This is a genomic window from Streptomyces sp. NPDC004838 (assembly GCF_053600955.1).
Genome location: NZ_JBSGAW010000044.1, coordinates 1 through 18,321, shown reverse-complemented (window position 1 = coordinate 18,321; position 18,321 = coordinate 1). Strand labels below are relative to the sequence as shown.

The window sequence follows — 18,321 nt, the reverse complement described above, 5'->3', positions numbered from 1 at the left end:
TCATGCCCTTGCCCGAAGAATCCCTCGGTGTCCCGGCTCCGGTACTGGACCGGCTCGGCGCGGCCGGGTACCGGGCCATGATCGCCGGTGTCCGGCTCGGGGTGTTCACCGCGCTGGAAGCCGGCCCGCTGTCCGTCGAGGAGCTGGCCACCACGATCGGCGGTGACCCGGCCGGGGTACGCGGCCTGGTGAACGTCCTGGTGACCTTCGGCTACCTGCGGCGTGACGGCGACTCCGACGGGGTCACGACCGCCGCGACGCCCGGCCCGGTGGACGTCGAACTGTTCTGGCACGAGGTCCTGTTCGAGCACTGGGCCGACCTCGAGGACACCATCCGTACCGGCACGCCCCGCCGCGGCTTCTACACCTGGCTGCGCGAGCGCCCCGCCACCGCGGCCCTCTGGCGCCGGATGCTCGCCGGCGCCGCCGCGGACCTGGCCGATGACATCGCCGCCGCGCTGCCTCCCGCGGCGACCGTCCTGGACATCGGGGGCGGCCACGGCGACCACACCGTCGAACTGTGCCGCCGCCGCCCGGACGTGCGGGTCACCGTCTTCGACCTGCCCGAGACGATCACAACCCTCCGCGAAGACGCCCCGCCGGACCGGGTGACGGCGCGGGCAGGCGACTACCTCACCGACGACCTGGGTTCCGGGCACGACCTGGTGCTGCTGTTCAACGTCCTGCACGGCCACCGCCCCGAGGAATGCCGCGAGCTGTTCCGGCGCGCGGCGAAATCGCTGTCCCCCACGGGAAGCATCGCCGTCCTCGACCACGACCGGGAACCACCGGCCGGGCTGGGCCCGGCCGCGGCCGGGTTCCTCGGCATGTTCGACCTGACCCTGTGGCAGGGCCACGGCGGCGGCGTCCACCGCTACGCCGACCTCGCGGCCTGGCTGGGCGAGGCCGGGCTCACCGAGACACGGGTCGTGCCGCTCGCCGCGTCCCCGCTGGAGAAGCTGCTGATCGCCGGTCGGCCGTCGTGACCGCCGACCCGTACCCGGGCTACGCCTGGCTGCGCGAGCACGACCCGGTCTGCCCCGTCTCCGGCCCGCACATCCCGGGCCGGATGTGGCTGGTGACCCGGTACGACGACGTCCGCGCCTGCCTGGCGGACCGCCGCCTGGGCAGCCGCGCCCCGGTCAACCCCGACCCGCACCCGCCCGGTCTGTCCAATCTGGACGATCCCCGACACACCAGGCTGCGCCGGCTCGTCGCCGCGGCGTTCACCCCCGCCGCGGTGTCCCGCCTGCGCGATCGCACCGCCCGGACCTGCGCGCACGCCGTCGAGTCGTTCGCCGGGCGGGGGCACGCGGACCTCGTCGCCGAGTACACCCGGAAGGTCCCGGTCGCCGTCATGCACGACCTGCTCGGCATCCCGGAAGCCGAGCGCGCGCCCGCCGCCGACGTACTGGACATGTGGTACCGCGCGAAGTTCCAGCAGCCGCGTGACGAGGTGAAGCTGGCCGAGCTGCTGGGTTACGTCCGGAAGCTGGTGGCCTACAAACGATCGCACCCGGGGGACGACCTGCCGACGCGGTTGATCGAGTCGGGCGCGCTGACCGGGGACGAACTGGAGGTGATGGTCATGACGTTGATCGGCGCCGGTCACATCACCACGATCCAGTTCCTCGGTACCACCATCCTGCGCCTGCTCGGCCACCCCGGCCAGCGAGCCGCCCTGCTCGGCGGCGACATCGACTGGTCCCAGGCGATCAACGAACTGCTGCGCCTGGACTCGCCGTCGCACGTGGCGGAGTACCGGTACGCGGGCGAGGACATGACGATCGCGGACGCCCGCATGGGAGAGGGCGACGTCGTGCTGCTGTCGCTGGCGGCGGCGAACCGCGACCCGAACCGGTTCCCCGACCCCGGCGCCCTGGACCTCACCCGTGATGCCCGCCCGCACCTGGCGTTCGGCCACGGCGCGCACACCTGCCTGGGCAGCCATCTGGTGAAGCTGGAGACGGAGATCGCGATCACCACGTTGTTCGGCCGCCTGCCGGACCTGACCCTGGACATCCCCAGCGACGAGGTCGACTGGGGCTACGCCCCGACGTTCCGCGGCCCCCAGGCCCTCCCGGTCACCTTCACCCCCCATGAGCCGATGACCTCGTCCCCGCTGGGGGGACGCGACGGACCGTAGGGACATGACCAAGTAGCAGGTCTCTCAAGGTCTGTCCGGATGCGGTCTGTCCGGATGCGGCTGGACGGGTGGGATGAACCAGGCCGAGGGGTGGTTCGGCCTGTTGACGGACAAGCTCATCCGCCCCCGGGGTGCACACCTTGGGGGTCCTCGCTGTCCCAGGTCCGCCGGCATCGCACCGGAGTGCGTGCAGGCACGGGGATCCCGGGGCACTCACCTGTGGGCTGCGTGGCGGCCGGTTCCATTCGCTCTCCCGCCCAGCCAGGCGAGAAATGCGACGACGAAGATGCCTTCGAAAATCAAGGACAGAGCACCGTACGGCGGCTCCCAGCCGGTTTCGTGGTAGCCGCCCGGCAAGCCGACGGTGCGGGACGGCAGAAACCCGACGATCATGCCGAGACTGACCGCGGCTCCGGTCAGCCAGGCGAGCAGGGGACGCTTCGAGATCAGCAGGGCCGCCGCCACGACGAGCATGACGGCACTGCCGACGGCGAACAGGACGCCGGTGTAGAACTCCTCCTCAAGCTGATCAGCGACGAGAAGACCGTGCAGCACCGTGCTGCCGACGGCACAGCAGGCTCCCAGCCCTCTCAGGGATGCCTGGGCAGGATGGGCGGAGTTCATCATGACTCCAGCTGTTCACGTGCGCGGACCGGATGACAGGCGGGCGGGTGCCGGCAGGTGTGAACGGAAGCGGAGCGCCGGCTCACCGCTCGCAGGCCGTACCCCCCGGGGACCGTTCGGGGCTGTGTATCCGCCGAGCAGCTCGACGGCTCCGGTCAGGATGTCGGCCGGCATGCCGTAGCGCCGTTCGGGGATGGTCACCGCGATCGCCTCGGTCACCGGCTCGTACGCCTTGGGCCGACGGCCGACCTTGCGGATCCCCGTGGAGGCTTCAGAGCGGGCCTGGAGCAGACCGGCCGCCACCGGCTTGTCGAGAGGGAAGGCGGCCGGCTTGCGCGAGATACCGAGGCTGTTGGCCACATCCTCACGGGTAACCGGTAGCCGCGCCTGCCGTATGAACTCGAATATACGGAGCCGGGTGGCGTCGCCGAGTGCCGCCAGGGCGGACAGCGAGGCGTGGTCGAGTCCCACACGAACAGAATATCGACCACACAATTAGATGAAAACCTTCCTTAAGTCTCTTTCTTGCGATAGTTAGAAATAAAGGATAAAAGCGTTTATGGGTCGCGTGAGGGGCCTGGGCTGGTGCCAGCCTGGTCGACGTAACGGTGCCGGTCCGGCCCGTGTGCCCCCGCCGGCAGGGTGGTCCGTCGCGGCCTGGCGGCGGGACCCGGCGCGGGCGGGGGCGGAGGCCCGCCGGGCGGGCCGTGCAGGGCGGTTCACGTCCGTCGGTGCGGCCGCCGAGTCGGTCAAGGAACACCAAGCCCAGCAAGGTTGAACGCCAGGCTCAGCGCAGACGGCGCAATCCCGGCTCAAACAGCCTGGCCTGCCCACTCGAACCGCTCAACCGGCCTCTCGGCCTCTCGGCCGATCAGCAGCACACCGGACCGGCCGGCTCCCGGTGCACCGGCAAACCCCCCTCCGGGCGTCACATTTCTGCTGGGACGGCGCAGTCGTGAGTTCCCTCGGCATGGCGTCAAAGGTGTTGAGCGAGCCTGCGGATGCCTTCGGCGGTCTGGGGCCCTGTGGCGGCGCCGTAGGAGAAGCGGAGGTGCGGCGCGGGCGGCTCGTCGACGAAGAAGTGCCGCCCGTCGCCGACGAGGACCCCGGCCGCGTAGGCGGCGGCGCTGACCTCGGCGCTGTCCAGCCCCTGCGGCAGCCGGGCCCAGAGGTGGAGTCCCCCGGACGGGATCCGCGGGAGGCGCACGTCGGGCAGTGTGCTCCGGATCGCGTCCGCCATCGCGTCGCGCCTGCCGACGAGTTCGGCCCGCAACCGCCTCAGGTGCCGGGGCCAGGCGCTGGAGGAGAGAAGCTCGAGCGCGATCTCCTGCACGAGCGGCGAGACGCAGAGGTCATCGGCGGTGCGCGAGGCGCGCAGCCGCGCGCCGGCCGGTCCGCGCGCGAGGATCGCGCCGAGCCGGAGGCTGGGGGAAACGGGCTTGGAGAGCGTGAGGATCGACACCACGTGCCCGTGGGGATCCTCGGCGAAGAGCGGGGCCGGCGCGGAGCGGTCGAGCCAGAGGTGCCTGGCCCAGTCGTCCTCGACGATGAAGGCGCCGTGCGCGGAGGCGAGGGCGAGGACCTGCGCGCGGCGCCGCGCACTCAGCACCGCACCGGTCGGGTTCGCGTAGCTCGGCTGGAGATAGACCACACGTGCCTTCGTCCGTTCGAGCTCGTCGGCGAGACGGTCCGCGAGGATGCCGTCGCCGTCGGCGGGGACCGCGGAGAGCCGCAGGCCCGCGCTCTGCGCCGCGAGGATCGCGCCCGGATAGGTGGGGCTCTCGGTGATGACCGCGGCCCCGGGCTCGGCGAGCGTGCGCAGAGCGAAGACCAGCCCCTGCTGACCGCCTGAGACCACGAGCACGTCGCCCGGCTCGGCACGGTACTCCGCCGCGAGAATCCGCCGCAGTTCGGACGACCCCGCCGGCGGGGTCATCCCCCACCCCCGGCCGCTCCTCGCCGCCCGTGCCCCGATCCGGCGCAGCTCCTCCCCCGGCTGCAGCTCCGGGGAGAGGTACCCCCAGGAGAGCGGAAGATGCTCAGGCGTGCCGTAACTCCCCAGCCGCGAGGCCCGGTCGGCGTCGACCCTGACCCGCCCGAGCGCCTGGGACTGCCAGGAGAAGTCGGACTCGGGCATCCGCTCCCGCCCGGCCACGAACGTGCCTCGCCCCGGCTCGGCCCGCACGAGCCCCAGCACGGTCAGCGAGGACAGCGCGGACGAGATCGTCGCGGCGCTCGCCCGGAACTCCGCGGCAAGCTCCCGCACGCCCGGCAGCCTCTCCCCCGCGCGCATCCCCGTGATGCGCCGCCTCATCAGCTCGGCGATCTCACGCGACCTGTTATCGTTGTTCATGAAAATACATAGTATCGTTACTGCAATTCGAGCTGTTCCGTTACGCGCTCTCTTTCGTACTGCCGCCGCTCGCGCGCCTCCGTTCTCGTGCTGTATCCCGCCCGTGCACGAAGACAGAAAGAGAAGCACATGACATCGAACGCCCCGGCCATCCGCCCCCTCGCCGCAGCGGACGAAGCCCGCTGGCGCGTGCTGTTCCGCCAGTACCGCGCGTTCTACCGGCTGCAGGAGTCCGAGGAGGTCGTCTCCCGCGCCTGGGCCTGGCTGACGGATCCCGGGCACGCATGCGACGCCCTCGTCGCGGAGGTCGACGGAGCCGTTGTCGGATTCGCGCACCACCGCCCCGTCCCCTCCCCGTACACCGGGACGACGGGCATCTTCCTCGATGACCTGTTCACCGATCCCGCGGCCCGCGGGCGGGGCGTCGGACGGGCGCTCATCCAACGGCTGAGAGCACTCGCCGCCGCTGAGGGACGGTCCTTCGTGCAATGGGTCACCGCAGAAGACAACCATCAGGCCCAGGCCCTTTACGGCACTGTCGCCGCGCGCACGGACTGGGTCGTGTACGAGAGCGGCGTCTAGCTCAGGGTGCCGGGGTGGTGTGCGATGCCGCATCCGGAATCACACGCCACCCCGGTGAGAGCATCAGGGCCTTTCTCCCTGGGGCCACGGTGGCGCGAGGGGGGCGAACGGAAGCGGGTGCGTCGGGCGGGGTGAGCGGCGAGCCTGCTGCCGGTGCCGCCCGGCACAGCGCGGGCGGCAGCGGCAGCGGGCGGTGCCCGGACTCACGCAGGGGGCACGGCGATTCCGCGGGAGCCGGGGTGACCGGCGGCGGTGCCGACGCGGGCGCCTCGGCCGGGGCCGGTTGCTCAGGCGCGCGGGATCGCGCGGCTCGCGTGGAGGAAGCCGGCACGGTCGCCGTCTCCGAGGAAGTTGACGGTCGGGTGGTGGCCGCCCTCCAGCTCCGTCCCGATCAGTGTGTGCGCGTCGAGCGGCACCATGGTCGACGAGGCGAGCGGCTCGGTGCCGTGCAGTTCCGCACTCGGGCCGAGCGCCCACATCACGACCTTCAGGCCCTCCTCGGCCTCGGTCACCTCGGCCCGCTGGGTGACCGACTCGTACCGGCCGGTGAAGTAGCGCGGGTCCACCGCGGGCGGCACGGTCGGCGGTGTGTGCAGCGGGGGGACGGTGACCTGGGCCAGCTCCGCCAGCAGGTCGGTGAGCAGTTCGTGCAGGCCGAAGAACGCGCCCCCGTTGGTGAGGATCGCCACCGCGACGTCCTTGCCCGGAACCACCCGCAGCAGCGAGACCTGGCCTATCGTGCCGCCGTCGTGCCCGATGACCGGGCCGCCCTCCCAGTCGAAGATCTCCCAGCCCAGCCCCCAGTGTTCGCCCAGCCGTCCCGGTCCGGGCACATCGACCTGGGGCGTGCGCATCGCGGCGGCCGACGCCTGGCTCAGCAGCCGGGTCCCGTTCGGGGCCAGGCCGTTGTCGAGGTGGAGCCGGGCGAAGCGGAGCTGGTCACGGGCGGTCAGCGTCAGGGTGGCGCCCGCGGGGGCGTTGGAGCGCGGCATCTCCCAGAACGGCGCCTTGACCGGTTCACCGTCCGGCCCGGGGACATGGCCCATGGCCACCCGGTGCCGGATCGAGCGGCCCGGCATCGTGGTGGTGTGGGTCATGCCCAGCGGCGAGGCTATCCGCTCGTGCAGAGCGGCTTCCCAGGTCAGGCCGGTGAGCACCTCCACGATCCGGCCGAGGACGACGTAGCCGCTGTTGCAGTACGAGAACATCCCGCCGGCCGGGAAGAGCTGACGGGCCGGGCCGGGGAGCGCCGCCACGAAACGCTCGACGGCGTCGTCGCCCGGCCCGTGGTCGGTGAAGATGTCGCCCTCGAACCCTCCGGTGTGACAGAGGAGCTGACGTACCGTCACGGTCTTGGAGGCGTGCGGGTCGGTGACCCGGAATCCGGGCAGCAGCTCCGCGACCGGGGTGTCCAGGCCGAGCAGGCCCTCGTCGATGAGCTGCATGATCAGCGTGGCGGTCCAGACCTTGGTGACCGACCCGGTCTGGAACACCGAGTCGGTGGTCACCGGGTAGCCGAACTCCAGGTCGAGGACGCCGGCGGCGGCTTCGGTGATCTCGTCGCCGTGCTGGACGGCGATGCTGACACCGGGGATGCGGTGCCGCTCGGCGAGTTCGCGGAGGCGGCGCTGCAGGTCTTCGCTCTTCATGAGGTTGTCTCCAGGGGGCAGGGCTGCTCGCTCTCGCGCACAGCGGCGGTAGGGCAGCGGCAGGGGGAACGGGTGGGTGGAGTCCAGGGGTGGATGCGGGGGCAGGGTGTGAACACTAGGAAGCGCGGGCCGGGCCCGTGGTGGTCGCGGCGGACGAAGGAACGGGCCGCGTGTGGTGCGCTCGTCCGAAGACCGGGTCCGTCCGAAGACCGGGTCCGTCCGAAGACCGGGTCCGTTCGCGGACGGGCGGGCCGGGGACGGCGCGGTCCTGGGACGGGGCCCGGGTCCGCGGCGGGCGGGCGCTCACTCGCTCACTCGATGCGTGGGGAGTCGCGGCGGCGCAGCAGTCGTCGTGCCGGGAGCATGACGGCCGACGCGCCCGCCAGGAACACCACGCCCAGGATCGCCGCGCACACGGGCGCGGACACGGACAGCGCGGTCAGGCCGGTCACCGCGCCGGCGAAGGTCAGCAGGGTCAGGGCGGTGACCACGGCGCCGACGGCGGCTCCCGTGCCGAGCACCAGGCAGGTCTCCAGCCGGAGCATCGCCAGGACCTGGCCGCGGGTCGCGCCGATCAGCCGGAGCAGGGCGAGTTCACGGCGGCGCGACGCGGTGGCGACGGCGAGGGTGGTGACGACGCCGATCAGGGTGAACAGGGCGATGGCCGCGACCGCGAGCAGTCCGGGAAGGCCGTTGGTCCGTGCCTGCTCGGTGAGGGCCGCGCCGTACTGTGACGCGGTCGTGGCGTGGACCCCCGGGAAGCGTCCGGTCACCGGCCGCAGGTCCGTGTCCCCCTTCACCAGGAGATAGTCGTCGTGATGGCCGTCGGTGACATGTGCGGCGACCACCTCGTGGGGCAGCAGGACGTCCCCGAAACCCTGGCCGCGGTCGTAGACGGCGACCACGCGGGGACGGATCTCGGTGCCGTCGCCGAGCCGGAGGGACACCGTCGAGCCCACCTCGGCCGCGCCGCCGGTGTTCGCGCTGAGTGCGACCGTGTCACCGCCGCGCAGGTCGTCCAGCGACCCCGAGGTGACGGCCGGGTCCAGGTTCGACAGCGCGCCCTTGAGGCCCTGCGCGGGCAGGGACTGGAGCCGCCCGCCGACCGGCATCACCACGGTGGTCCGTTTGACGGCCGTCACGCCGCCCGTCCCCGGCGTGTCGCCGACCGCCCGGTACACGGCCCCGGGGACGCCCGGACCGTCCGCGGTCAGCACCTGGTCCGCGCGCAGACCGGCCGCCGCCTGGGCGCGGGTGGCCTCGACGAGCGTGGACTGCACGAACAACTGGCCGGCGCCGAAGGAGAGCGCGAGCGCGATCGGTGTGATCACCGATGCCAGCCGGACGGCCGAGGCGGTCGCCGTGTCCGTGGCGAGCCGTCCCGGGACCGGGAACAGCGCGCGCAGCGGCCCGGCCAGCGTGCGGATGCCGACCCGCGCGATCCAGGGTCCCAGCAGCGCCGCGGCCCAGATCAGAAAGAGCACGAGTCCGCCCATGGCGGCCGTCGCGATCTGTCCGCCGAACGCGAACGCCGTGGCCGCCGCGCCCAGGCCGACGGCCAGGAACACCAGGCCGGTGACCGTCCGCCAGCGCGGCATCCGGACCGGTTCGGCCGCCGTCTCGCCCAGCGCCTTGACCGGCCGGACCCGGGAGACGCGCCGAGCGGCCAGCCAGGCGGAGCCGACCGCGGTGAGCAGGGTCAGCAGCGCGGCGCCGGCGGCGGGCAGCGGTCCCAGTGCAAGCGCCAGGCCGGGGGGAAATACGCCCTGACCGGCCATGACCCGGTGCAGCACCGCCCCGAGCGCCAGCGACAGCGGGCCGCCGAGGAGCGCGGCGGGCGCGGCCGTCCTGAGCGTCTCGCGGACGATCACCCGGCGTACCTGCCGGGGCGTGGCCCCGATCGCCCGCAGGACCGCCAGCTCCCGGGTCCGGTCCCGTACGGACAGGTCCAGCAGCCCGGTCACGATCAGCAGGACGACCAGCAGGGCGACGCCGCCGACCGACGCGCACACGGCGATCAGGTCGAGCCTGGCCGCGGCCACGTCCGGGTCCTCGACGTCACCGCGATCCGCGCCGGTGGCGACGACGAGGCCGGGGGCCGCCGCGCGCAGCGCCGTCAGGGATGTCCGGGCGTCCCCGAGGATCACCAGGGCGTCGGCGTGGTCCGGGTGGCCGCTGAGCGCCCGCGCCGCCGGGCCGCTGAACCACGCGCTCCCGGCCGTGTCCCGGTCTTGTCCGGTGCGATCGGCCACCAGGCCGCTGACCCGGTACGGCCGCGGCCCCTGGCCGCCCGTCTGGAGGTGGACCGTGTCGCCGACCGCGCTGCCGGCGCCGGTGTGCAGCGCGACCTCGTGCGCCGACCGCGGGGCCCGGCCGGACCGCAGTTCGGCGGGCCCGAGTGCGGCGGACTCCCAGCCGTGCCCGGTGAGCACCGTCCCGGCGGCGGTGACGACGGGTACGGAGACGTCGGCGACGACCTGGTCGACTCCCGGCACCGCCCGCAGCCGCTCGGCCGCGGCGACCGGCACGCGAGCCCGTTCCACCAGGGGCCGGACCTCCGTCTGCTCGGACTCGCCGCGCTGGACGGTCTTCTCGGCGCGCTGGCTCTCCGCGACGACGGCCACGGCCCGGGTATAGCGGTCGGTCTCCCCGTGCGCCCGCAGGGCCGACTCCAGCAGGACCCCGAACGCGCCCGTCAGCACGGACGCGCAGAGCAGGGCCGCCGCCACGCCGGTGGCGATCCCGCGCCTCACAGTGTGTCCCAGCGGGCCAGCACGGTCTGGGCGGACGGCGCCGTCAGCTCGTCGGCGATCTTGCCGCCGCGCAGGAAGACGACGGTGTCGGCCCACTCCGCCGCAGCGGGGTCGTGGGTGACCAGGACGACCGTCCGCCCCATCTGGTCGACCGCCTCGCGCAGCAGCTTCAGCACCTGCCCGGCCGACCTCGGGTCGAGCGCGGCCGTCGGCTCGTCCGCGAAGACGATCTCCGGACGGGTGACGAGCGCCCGGGCCACGGCCACGCGCTGCTGCTGCCCTCCGGACAGCTGTGCCGGGAGGTGGCCGAGATGGTCCGCCATGCCGACGCGGTGGACGACCTCGGTCAGCCACCGCCGGTCGGCCTTGAGGCCGCCGAGGGTCAGCGGGAGCGTGATGTTGCGCTCGACGTCCATCGACGGCATCAGGTTGTAGCCCTGGAAGACGAACCCGATCCGTTCCCGGCGCAGCCGGGTCAGCCGGCTCTCGCTCAGCCCGCTCACATCCAGGTCGCCCAGCCGTACCGACCCGCTCGTGGGCCGGTCGAGGCCGGACGCACAGTGCAGGAAGGTGCTCTTGCCGGAGCCGGACGGGCCCATGACGGCGGTGAAACTCCCCTTGCGGAATCCCCAGCTCACCTTCTCCAGCGCGGTCACCTCGCCGTACGACTTGGAGACCTCCTCCAGGGACACGGCGAACGGTGTCGCCGGGCCCGTCGTCATCGGTCGCATGGTCCGTCCTCCGGCTGGCTGGATCGTGGGGCAGCGAGAACCGAACGTAATTCCGGCCGGCGGTCGCGCGGCAGCGGTCAGGCCCCCGCGGCGGTGGTGGAGCGCGCTCCACCACCGAAGGTGGAGCGGCCTCCTGGGACAAGGGAAAAACCGTGACGTACCGTCGTGAGCCATGGACCTGAAGGCACGGGCGCGGAGCAGCCTGCACTCCACGCGGTATCTGCTCGGCGGACTCGCCACCGCGCTGCCCGCGCTCGCCGGTTGCCTCCTGCTGCCCCTGGCCTGTGCCGTGACGGCCGTCGGGCCGGTGCGGCCCTGGGCGGTACGGCCCCTGCGGGCGCTGGCCGACGCCGAGCGGCGCCGCGCGGAGAGGGTGCTGGGCCGCCCGGTGCGCCGCCCCTGCCCGGCCGGCGGGAACGGCGCGTACGGGTGGTCCCCGGGGACCCGCCGGGACGTGCTGTGGATGCTGGTTCACGGCACGGCCGGCGTCGTCCTGCCGGTCCTGGTGTCGGCCGTCGTGTTCAGTCTGCTGCTGTCCCTGTCCATCCCGCTGTGGTGGTGGACCGTCCCCAGCGGCACTCTCACCCTCCTCGCCGCTCCGGTGACCAACTGGCTCCAGGCGATCGTGCTGTCGCTGGTGTGCGTCTGGCTCCTGGCCGCCGTGTTCTTCCGGCTCGCCCCCGCCGCCGTGCGGCTGGAGACCCGTGCGGCCGAGGCTCTGCTGGGCACCTGGACCGGTGCCGGCCGGCGGATCGAGGAGCTGACCGCCTCACGCGCCGGTGCGCTGCAGGCCCACGAGGCGGAACTCCGGCGGATCGAACGCGATCTGCACGACGGCACGCAGGCACAGCTCGTGGCGGTGGCGCTGCGGCTCGGCCTGGCCGACCGGCGGTTCGACAAAGACCCTCAGGGTGCCAGAGAACTGCTGCTCCAGGCCCGGACGACGGTGGACGAGGCACTCGTGCAGTTGCGCACCGTGATCCGTGCCATCCATCCGCCGATCCTCTCCGACCGGGGGCTGGGCGGCGCGATCCGCTCGCTCGCCGCGGGCGGCCCGGTCCCGGTCACCCTCGACCTCGCCGAGGCCGACCGCCGCCCGCCGGCGGCCGTCGAGGCCGCCGCGTACTTCGTGGTCGCCGAGGCGCTCACCAACATCGCCCGGCACAGCGACGCGAGCCGTGTGCGGGTGTCGCTGCGCTACGACGGCCCCCGCCTGCGTGTCGTGGTCCAGGACGACGGCCGCGGCGGGGCGGCCCCCGGCTCCGGCTCGGGCAGTGGGCTCGCCGGGGTGCGCCGGCGGGTCGCCGCGCTGGACGGCATGACGCGGATCGACAGTCCCGTCGGATCCGGAACGACGATCGAGGTGGTACTGCCGTGCGCATCGTGATCGCGGAGGACAACGTCCTGCTGCGTGAGGGCCTCATCCTGCTGCTGGAGGACGTCGGCCACGAGATCGCCGCGGTCGTCGGCAGCGGGCCCGAGGTCGTGCCCGCTCTGCTGGAGCACCGCCCCGACGCCGCCGTCCTGGACGTCCGGCTGCCGCCCGGCTTCCGGGACGAGGGCCTGCGGGCGGCCATCGAGGCCCGCGGACTCATCCCCGGCCTGCCCATCCTGGTGCTGTCGCAGTACGTCGAGGAGAGCTACGCGGCCGAACTGCTCGGACAGGGCGCCTCGGGCATCGGCTACCTGCTCAAAGACCGGGTCGGGCACATCGAGGAGTTCCAGCAGGCCCTGGAACGCGTCGCGGCCGGCGGCACCGCGCTGGACCCCGAGGTGGTCTCCCAGCTCATGAGCCGCCGCGACCCGCTGGACGCCCTGTCCCCGCGCGAACGCGAGGTCCTCGCCCTGATGGCCCAGGGGCTCGACAACCCCACCATCGCGACCACCCTGTTCATCACGGAACGCTCGGTCAGCAAGCACATCGGCAACATCCTCGCCAAGCTGAACCTCCCGCCCAGCGACAGCGGCCACCGCCGGGTCCTGGCCGTCCTCGCCTACCTCAAAGCCTGACCGGTCCCGCCGCGCCCGTCGCCCCCCGGGGGCGGCGGCGTCCGCCACCCCCGTCAGGTGTAGCGGGCTACACCTGACATCCGGGGGTCCGGCCCGATGCGCCGGACCAAGGACACAGGCGAAGGTGGACGACGTAAGCGATCACCACCTCGTCGGCCCCGTCCGGGTCGCCGGGGCCGGTCAGGAGGACCCCTCATGAAGCCCGCACTCTGGCTGCTGCTCATCGTCTCCACGGCCTCGGCCGTCTACGTCAGCACCTTCGCCGACTACACCGGAGCCACCAGGGCCCTGGCCGGAGTGGGGTCCGGTGTCGGCCTCGTCGGCTCGGCACTGGGGTTGTGGCTGACGGACGACAAAAAGCGGCCCTAGTACTCCAGCTGTGGATCGCGATCCTGCCGTCCGGGGCTCGTCCGGGAACAGGGGCTCTGCGGCTGCCCCCGGGGAGGTGCCGCCGGAACAACTCCCGTACCCCGTCCGGCGCCAGACGCCCGGCCACCGGCACCCAGCTAGTGACCTGAGTCGGAGATTCGTCGTTAGTTAGGCATGAGTCGTCCGGGTCCGAAGATTCCGCCGTTGTCGGTCACTGATGCCCAGCGGGCGGTGCTGGAGGGCTGGTTGCGTCGCCGCACGACGGCCCAGGCCTTGGCCCAGCGGTCGCGGATCGTGCTGGAGTGCGCCGAAGGGCACTCGATCATGGAGGTGTCGCGCCGGCTGCGGATCGCTCCGGACACCGTCCGCACCTGGCGGCGACGCTTCATCGAGCGGGGCCTGGACGGCTTGTGCGACGACCCGCGGCCCGGCGTCCCCCGGAAGATCACCGATGCGGATGTCGAGCGGGTGATCGTCAAGACGCTTGAGGAGAGGCCGAAGAACGCCACCCACTGGTCGACCAGGTCGATGGCCGCGGCGACAGGGATGTCGCAGTCGACGGTCTCGCGGATCTGGCGGGCGTTCGCCCTGGCCCCGCACCGGTCCCGGACGTTCAAGCTGTCCACCGACCCGCTGTTCATCGACAAGGTCCGCGACGTCGTCGGCCTCTACCTCGACCCGCCGGAGAAAGCCCTGGTGCTCTGCGTGGACGAGAAGTCGCAGATCCAGGCCCTGGACCGGTCCCAGCCCGTGCTGCCAATGATGCCCGGTGTCCCCGAACGCCGCAGCCACGACTACGTCCGGGCCGGCACCACGACCCTGTTCGCCGCCCTCGAGGTCGCCACCGGAAGGGTCATCGGCTCCCTCCACCGCCGCCACCGGGCCGTCGAGTTCAGGAAGTTCCTGACCAAGCTCGACAAGGAAGTCCCGGCCGATCTCCAGGTCCATCTGATCCTGGACAACTACGCGACCCACAAGACACCCGACATCAAGAAGTGGCTGCTGGCCCACCCACGCTTCCACCTGCACTTCACACCCACCAGCGCTTCCTGGCTCAACCTGGTCGAGCGGTGGTTCGCCGAACTCACCCAGAAGAAGCTCAAGCGCGGCGTCCACCGCTCCGTCCACGCCCTCGAACGCGACATCCGATCCTGGCTCACCGACTGGAACGAACACCCCAGCCCCTTCGTCTGGACCAAGACAGCCGACGAGATCCTCGACAAAGTCGCCGCATACTGCCAACGAATCTCCGACTCAGGTCACTAGCGGCGCAAGGTGGTCTCCCGCTCCAGACGCGACAGCTTCTCGGGATTCCGCACGGCGTAGAGCCCGGTGACGAGGCCGTCGTCGATGCGCATCGCCATGACGGTGTCGATCTCGCCGTCCAGCCGGACGATCAGCGCCGGGTCGCCGTTGACCTGTGCCGGCCGCAGGGACAGCGCGGCGGCGATCCCGCCCAGCACGCGGGCCACCTGGCCGGCCCCCACGACGGGCGCCAGTGCGGCCTGCACGACTCCGCCGCCGTCGGTCAGCAGGACGACGTCCGGCGCGAGGACGTCGAGCAGGCGCTGCAGGTCGCCCGTTTCGACTGCCCGCTGGAACGCCTCGACGGTGCGGCGGGTCTCGGCAGCGGAAGTGACCCCTCGCGGCCGGCGCGCGGCGACGTGGGCCCGTGCCCGGTGAGCGATCTGGCGGACCGCGGCCGGGCTCTTGCCGACGGCCTCGGCGATCTCGTCGTACCCGAGGTCGAACACCTCGCGCAGCACGAACACCGCCCGCCCGGTCGGGGCGAGCGTCTCCAGTACCAGCAGCATCGCCATCGAGACGCTGTCGGCCAGCTCGACGTCCTCGGCCACGTCGGGTGAGGTGAGCAGCGGCTCGGGCAGCCAGGGGCCGACGTAGGACTCCCTGCGCCGGCGGAGCGTGCGCAGATGGCTCAGCGCCTGCCGGGTGGTGATCCGGACCAGGTACGCACGCTGATCCCGCACGCTGCCGGGATCGACGCCCACCCACCGCAGCCAGGTCTCCTGGAGGACGTCCTCGGCGTCGGCGGCAGAGCCGAGCATCTCGTAGGCGACGGTGAACAGCAGGTTGCGGTGGGCGACGAACGCCTGGGTGACGCTGTCCACGCAGTCGCCACGAGCGACCGGCTCGGAAGGGCCGGAGGGGTCGGAGGGGTCCCTTGTCCAGTCGCTCGCCGTTCGGTCGTTCATCGCCGACTCCTGTCCGTTCGCTGCCGACTGCGCCGTACACCAGACGCCGGCCCCCACCGCTTTGTGACGCCCACGACCGGTGACGCACGCCACATCACCGCGCCGTCACAAGGACCGGGCCGCCGGCGTCTTGTGTCCGTCCAGTGCGACAGCACGCGACACCACGAGTGAGGACGACACCATGGAACCCCGTTTCAACCTGTTCGACAGCCCGACCGCCGCGAAGGTCGCCAAGCGGTTCTACAACACCTCGCTGGCCCTGGAAGGATCGACGCTGCCCAAGGCCCTGCGGGAACTGGTGGAACTGCGGGTCGGCCAGATCAACGGCTGCGGTTTCTGCGTCGACGTCCACACCAAGGAGGCCGCAGCCGCCGGTGAAACCGCCCTCCGGCTCAACCTGCTCGCCGCCTGGCGGCACAGCACAGTGTTCACCGAGGCCGAGCGGGCCGCGCTCGCGCTCGCCGAGGAAGGCACACGGCTCAGCGACCACGGCGTATCCGACGAGACCTGGGCCGAAGTACGCAAGCACTACGACGACGACCAGACCGGTGCGCTGGTCTGCCTCGTCTCCCTCATCAACGCGGCCACCCGGATGAACGTGATCGCGCACAACCCCGGGGGCTCGTACAAGCCCGGCACGTTCACCCCTACCTCGAACTGACCGCAAAGCAGAACACAGCCCGCCCCAGGACCGACCGATCCAGGCCCCGCCCACGCATCCCACAACCAGCAAGGAACCACACCACCCGCCCAGGCACCCGACCCGCACCCCCCACCCCCACAATGCGGGCACGCAGAAACCCACCCACACAACCCCCGAACCCATCACCGACCAAGCCGAGCGGCGAGGAGAACTCGCCTGTCCCCCGTGCCGCCGGCCTTCGTTCGGCTACGACAGAGCGAAGGCCGGCAGCACGGGGGTGGAGCGCGGCCCCCTGCGCCGACCGCGCTCCTCCGCCGTTCCTGCTGGACGGCGCGCGTGATGGCGCCTTGATCATTCCCGGGATCACGGGATACACCGTGAGGTGTCTGGCTACGGTCACATGATGGCGTTCACTTGGGTCGGAGGTTTCACGGACAACGTGTTCGTCACCTATGCGCGGGGGCTCGCGCTTGGTGGGCTACGGGAGCGCCTCATCTGCAGCGATCCAGCGAAGGCCCCGGTGGCCGTCGCGGTCGACTTCGCCGAGGAACTGCTCGATCTGCCGGCCACGGTGCAGTGCTCCAAGGGCGAACGCTGGGGTGAGGTACCGCCGCTGCCCGGCCGGATGGGACTCCGCGGAGAGCCAGGGCGCATCCCACCTGTCGAATACGAAGCCAACCACTACCGAGCAACCATGGAATACCAGGCCAAAGCCACCCGCTGACCCCTGAAGTCCCGCTTGTGCGGTGGCGTTAGCCTCTCACCATGACCTGGGACGAAGGACGCCTGCTGGCCCTGGAGATCGACGCGAACTACGGCCTCGCGACCGATCCGGACACCCCTCAAGCAGCCCTGAGAGATCCATCCCTGCTCGCGGTGTGGGCATGGTCCCCCCACGCACGTCTTCTGGCACTCGCTCCCGGACTCGCGCTCCCCAGCTCCATCGACGGCATGGAGCAGGAGTACAGCCCCGGCCGGCTGCCCGACGCGCTTCGCTGTCTGGTCGCATCCCTCGACGACCGGACGGTGTCCGTGGAAGGCGGCCCGTGTTTCGTCTTCCCGGACCGTCTCGCCGTCCCGGCCCCGGCCCCGCTGCCCGTCGTCCTCTCCGGCGCCGACGGCCGGCGCACCGCTCAGCACCTGATCCGGCCTGACAACTGGCAGCCCGACGAGTGGAACGAACTGATCAACGGGCGCATGGGTGAGTGGGCCATGGCCGTCCACGACCGGGAGCCGGTGTCGATCTGCTTCACCCCCGCGTCGAACGCCACCGCCGCGGAGGCAGGCGTCTGGACCCGCCCCGACTTCCGCGGCAAGCGCCTCGCACCGACCGTCGTAGCCGCCTGGTACCAGCGTGAGCACCGCGACAAGACCGTGCTCTTCTACAGCACCACCGCAGACAACCACGCCTCCCAGTCCGTCGCCCGCACCCTCGGCCTCACCCCCCTGGGCTGGATCTGGACCGCACGCTGAACAGCAAACCGAGGCACGTGACGTCGAGATGCCGGGATCACCGGACATACCCGCATGCGCGGAGGATGTCCGGGCGACGGGACGGCGCGGCGGTGCATCACACGAGTGTTCGTACGGGTTCCGGGATGCCGACGCCCCCGCCGCGGGCCGGGGCCAGGGCGCAGTGGGCGGGGTGAACGCGGAGCGCCTGCGCCCGGGGCGCCACCCGCCGCGGGGAACCGGGGTGACGGCGTATCCGGCCGTACGGAGCACTTCCGCGACAGCAGTGAGACCGGCCCGGCGGGGGCTGCGGCGCCGGAGGAGAGGCCGGTGCCCCGGGCCGGGCGGAGGAGCATCGCACGGGCGCGTGCAGGTTTGAGGGGACGGCCCCTGTGCGCACAGGCCCCAGGGCGGGTCGGCGGCGCCCCCAACCCCCGCACCTGCCCTGACACCCTGCGGCAGACCCGGCAGACCCGGCAGAACGACAGGGGGCCGCGGCGGCCCGCACCGGCCGGGCTGATGCGCCATCGGGCGCGGCGGCGGCCGGGGGGTTCCCGAAGGGTGTGGCGGCTGCCGTCCGCTGCCGGGCCGGATCGGAGCTGGCCGTCTTCCGGAACGGCGGCGCTCGCCCCGGCCCCGGGGCGTCGGCACGGGCGGTGGACGGGGCAAGCGGTGCCGCGCGAAGGGTGCGGCGGGGGAACGGGTCTGTCAATCGAATGGTGTAACGAGGTGGTTGGGGTTACTGGCGGGCTGCGGAGAGGCGGCCGTCGAAGGTGATGTCGAAGGCGTTCAAGGC

Annotated in this window: 17 protein-coding genes; 10 read left to right on the top strand and 7 right to left on the bottom strand. The window is 72.2% G+C overall.

Annotated features, from left to right (window positions below; translation table 11 throughout):
* Positions 1 to 2 precede the first annotated feature (2 nt).
* Positions 3 to 986, top strand: coding sequence for a methyltransferase (locus ACWEFL_RS33655; RefSeq protein ID WP_451720313.1), 984 nt, complete (start codon positions 3 to 5; stop codon positions 984 to 986).
* Complete coding sequence (locus tag ACWEFL_RS33650; protein ID WP_451720310.1) at positions 983 to 2,146, top strand: cytochrome P450 family protein; 1,164 nt, start codon at positions 983 to 985, stop codon at positions 2,144 to 2,146. Before ACWEFL_RS33655 ends, ACWEFL_RS33650 begins: the two co-directional genes overlap by 4 nt.
* 213 nt (positions 2,147 to 2,359) lie before the next feature.
* Here ACWEFL_RS33650 and ACWEFL_RS33645 read toward each other — a convergent pair whose 3' ends face one another.
* The 3 genes from ACWEFL_RS33645 to ACWEFL_RS33635 all read right to left on the bottom strand — a co-directional run bounded on the left by ACWEFL_RS33645 (position 2,360) and on the right by ACWEFL_RS33635 (position 5,123).
* Positions 2,360 to 2,773 (bottom strand): hypothetical protein, encoded by a 414-nt coding sequence (locus ACWEFL_RS33645; protein ID WP_451720307.1) that lies wholly within the window; start codon positions 2,771 to 2,773, stop codon positions 2,360 to 2,362.
* A 12-nt stretch (positions 2,774 to 2,785) separates the two neighbouring features.
* Entirely contained in the window at positions 2,786 to 3,241 is a 456-nt protein-coding gene (locus ACWEFL_RS33640; RefSeq protein WP_451720305.1) for a hypothetical protein, read from the bottom strand.
* 505 nt (positions 3,242 to 3,746) lie between these two features.
* Positions 3,747 to 5,123, bottom strand: coding sequence for an aminotransferase-like domain-containing protein (locus ACWEFL_RS33635; protein ID WP_451720302.1), 1,377 nt, complete (start codon positions 5,121 to 5,123; stop codon positions 3,747 to 3,749).
* 129 nt (positions 5,124 to 5,252) lie between these two features.
* On the opposite strand from ACWEFL_RS33635, the gene ACWEFL_RS33630 reads away from it, so the two are divergent.
* Complete coding sequence (locus ACWEFL_RS33630; protein ID WP_451720300.1) at positions 5,253 to 5,705, top strand: N-acetyltransferase family protein; 453 nt, start codon at positions 5,253 to 5,255, stop codon at positions 5,703 to 5,705.
* A 287-nt stretch (positions 5,706 to 5,992) separates the two neighbouring features.
* Here the strand turns inward: ACWEFL_RS33630 and ACWEFL_RS33625 are convergent, their stop codons facing one another.
* From ACWEFL_RS33625 to ACWEFL_RS33615, 3 genes are all read right to left on the bottom strand, one after another.
* Positions 5,993 to 7,354 carry a serine hydrolase domain-containing protein gene (locus tag ACWEFL_RS33625; RefSeq protein WP_451720298.1) on the bottom strand — a complete coding sequence of 454 codons (1,362 nt, stop codon included), beginning with the start codon at positions 7,352 to 7,354 and terminating at the stop codon, positions 5,993 to 5,995.
* 311 nt (positions 7,355 to 7,665) lie between these two features.
* Positions 7,666 to 10,107, bottom strand: coding sequence for an FtsX-like permease family protein (locus ACWEFL_RS33620; protein WP_451720295.1), 2,442 nt, complete (start codon positions 10,105 to 10,107; stop codon positions 7,666 to 7,668).
* On the bottom strand, positions 10,104 to 10,829 hold the full coding sequence (locus tag ACWEFL_RS33615) for an ABC transporter ATP-binding protein (RefSeq protein ID WP_451720292.1): 726 nt from the start codon (positions 10,827 to 10,829) through the stop codon (positions 10,104 to 10,106). Before ACWEFL_RS33615 ends, ACWEFL_RS33620 begins: the two co-directional genes overlap by 4 nt.
* A gap of 181 nt (positions 10,830 to 11,010) precedes the next feature.
* On the opposite strand from ACWEFL_RS33615, the gene ACWEFL_RS33610 reads away from it, so the two are divergent.
* The 4 genes from ACWEFL_RS33610 (at position 11,011) to ACWEFL_RS33595 (ending at position 14,483) form a co-directional block, all read left to right on the top strand.
* Positions 11,011 to 12,225, top strand: coding sequence for a sensor histidine kinase (locus tag ACWEFL_RS33610; RefSeq protein WP_451720286.1), 1,215 nt, complete (start codon positions 11,011 to 11,013; stop codon positions 12,223 to 12,225).
* Positions 12,213 to 12,848: a LuxR C-terminal-related transcriptional regulator gene (locus ACWEFL_RS33605; protein WP_451720284.1), complete on the top strand. Its 636-nt coding sequence runs from the start codon at positions 12,213 to 12,215 to the stop codon at positions 12,846 to 12,848. Before ACWEFL_RS33610 ends, ACWEFL_RS33605 begins: the two co-directional genes overlap by 13 nt.
* Positions 12,849 to 13,043: 195 nt before the next feature.
* Positions 13,044 to 13,217 carry a hypothetical protein gene (locus ACWEFL_RS33600; RefSeq protein WP_451720282.1) on the top strand — a complete coding sequence of 58 codons (174 nt, stop codon included), beginning with the start codon at positions 13,044 to 13,046 and terminating at the stop codon, positions 13,215 to 13,217.
* A gap of 174 nt (positions 13,218 to 13,391) precedes the next feature.
* Positions 13,392 to 14,483: an IS630 family transposase gene (locus tag ACWEFL_RS33595; protein WP_451720279.1), complete on the top strand. Its 1,092-nt coding sequence runs from the start codon at positions 13,392 to 13,394 to the stop codon at positions 14,481 to 14,483.
* Here the strand turns inward: ACWEFL_RS33595 and ACWEFL_RS33590 are convergent.
* Positions 14,480 to 15,430 carry an RNA polymerase sigma-70 factor gene (locus tag ACWEFL_RS33590; RefSeq protein WP_451720277.1) on the bottom strand — a complete coding sequence of 317 codons (951 nt, stop codon included), beginning with the start codon at positions 15,428 to 15,430 and terminating at the stop codon, positions 14,480 to 14,482. The genes ACWEFL_RS33595 and ACWEFL_RS33590 overlap by 4 nt on opposite strands.
* Positions 15,431 to 15,611: 181 nt before the next feature.
* Here ACWEFL_RS33590 and ACWEFL_RS33585 point away from each other — a divergent pair, with 181 nt between their 5' ends.
* The 3 genes from ACWEFL_RS33585 (at position 15,612) to ACWEFL_RS33575 (ending at position 17,546) form a co-directional block, all read left to right on the top strand.
* Positions 15,612 to 16,091: a carboxymuconolactone decarboxylase family protein gene (locus ACWEFL_RS33585; RefSeq protein WP_451720274.1), complete on the top strand. Its 480-nt coding sequence runs from the start codon at positions 15,612 to 15,614 to the stop codon at positions 16,089 to 16,091.
* Between the two features lie 385 nt (positions 16,092 to 16,476).
* Entirely contained in the window at positions 16,477 to 16,797 is a 321-nt protein-coding gene (locus ACWEFL_RS33580; RefSeq protein ID WP_451720271.1) for a hypothetical protein, read from the top strand.
* Between the two features lie 41 nt (positions 16,798 to 16,838).
* A complete protein-coding gene (locus ACWEFL_RS33575; protein WP_451720268.1) occupies positions 16,839 to 17,546 on the top strand; it encodes a GNAT family N-acetyltransferase in 708 nt (235 codons plus the stop codon).
* Positions 17,547 to 18,321 lie beyond the last annotated feature (775 nt).

Excerpts from the sequence above, each read along its gene's own strand:
- ACWEFL_RS33655 (WP_451720313.1), top strand. The coding sequence starts at position 3 with ATGCCCTTGCCCGAAGAATCCCTCGGTGTCCCGGCTCCGGTACTGGAC.
- ACWEFL_RS33645 (WP_451720307.1), bottom strand. The coding sequence starts at position 2,773 with ATGATGAACTCCGCCCATCCTGCCCAGGCATCCCTGAGAGGGCTGGGA.
- ACWEFL_RS33635 (WP_451720302.1), bottom strand. The coding sequence starts at position 5,123 with ATGAACAACGATAACAGGTCGCGTGAGATCGCCGAGCTGATGAGGCGG.
- ACWEFL_RS33630 (WP_451720300.1), top strand. The coding sequence starts at position 5,253 with ATGACATCGAACGCCCCGGCCATCCGCCCCCTCGCCGCAGCGGACGAA.
- ACWEFL_RS33625 (WP_451720298.1), bottom strand. The coding sequence starts at position 7,354 with ATGAAGAGCGAAGACCTGCAGCGCCGCCTCCGCGAACTCGCCGAGCGG.
- ACWEFL_RS33615 (WP_451720292.1), bottom strand. The coding sequence starts at position 10,829 with ATGACGACGGGCCCGGCGACACCGTTCGCCGTGTCCCTGGAGGAGGTC.
- ACWEFL_RS33610 (WP_451720286.1), top strand. The coding sequence starts at position 11,011 with ATGGACCTGAAGGCACGGGCGCGGAGCAGCCTGCACTCCACGCGGTAT.
- ACWEFL_RS33600 (WP_451720282.1), top strand. The coding sequence starts at position 13,044 with ATGAAGCCCGCACTCTGGCTGCTGCTCATCGTCTCCACGGCCTCGGCC.
- ACWEFL_RS33595 (WP_451720279.1), top strand. The coding sequence starts at position 13,392 with ATGAGTCGTCCGGGTCCGAAGATTCCGCCGTTGTCGGTCACTGATGCC.
- ACWEFL_RS33590 (WP_451720277.1), bottom strand. The coding sequence starts at position 15,430 with ATGAACGACCGAACGGCGAGCGACTGGACAAGGGACCCCTCCGACCCC.
- ACWEFL_RS33585 (WP_451720274.1), top strand. The coding sequence starts at position 15,612 with ATGGAACCCCGTTTCAACCTGTTCGACAGCCCGACCGCCGCGAAGGTC.
- ACWEFL_RS33580 (WP_451720271.1), top strand. The coding sequence starts at position 16,477 with ATGGCGTTCACTTGGGTCGGAGGTTTCACGGACAACGTGTTCGTCACC.
- ACWEFL_RS33575 (WP_451720268.1), top strand. The coding sequence starts at position 16,839 with ATGACCTGGGACGAAGGACGCCTGCTGGCCCTGGAGATCGACGCGAAC.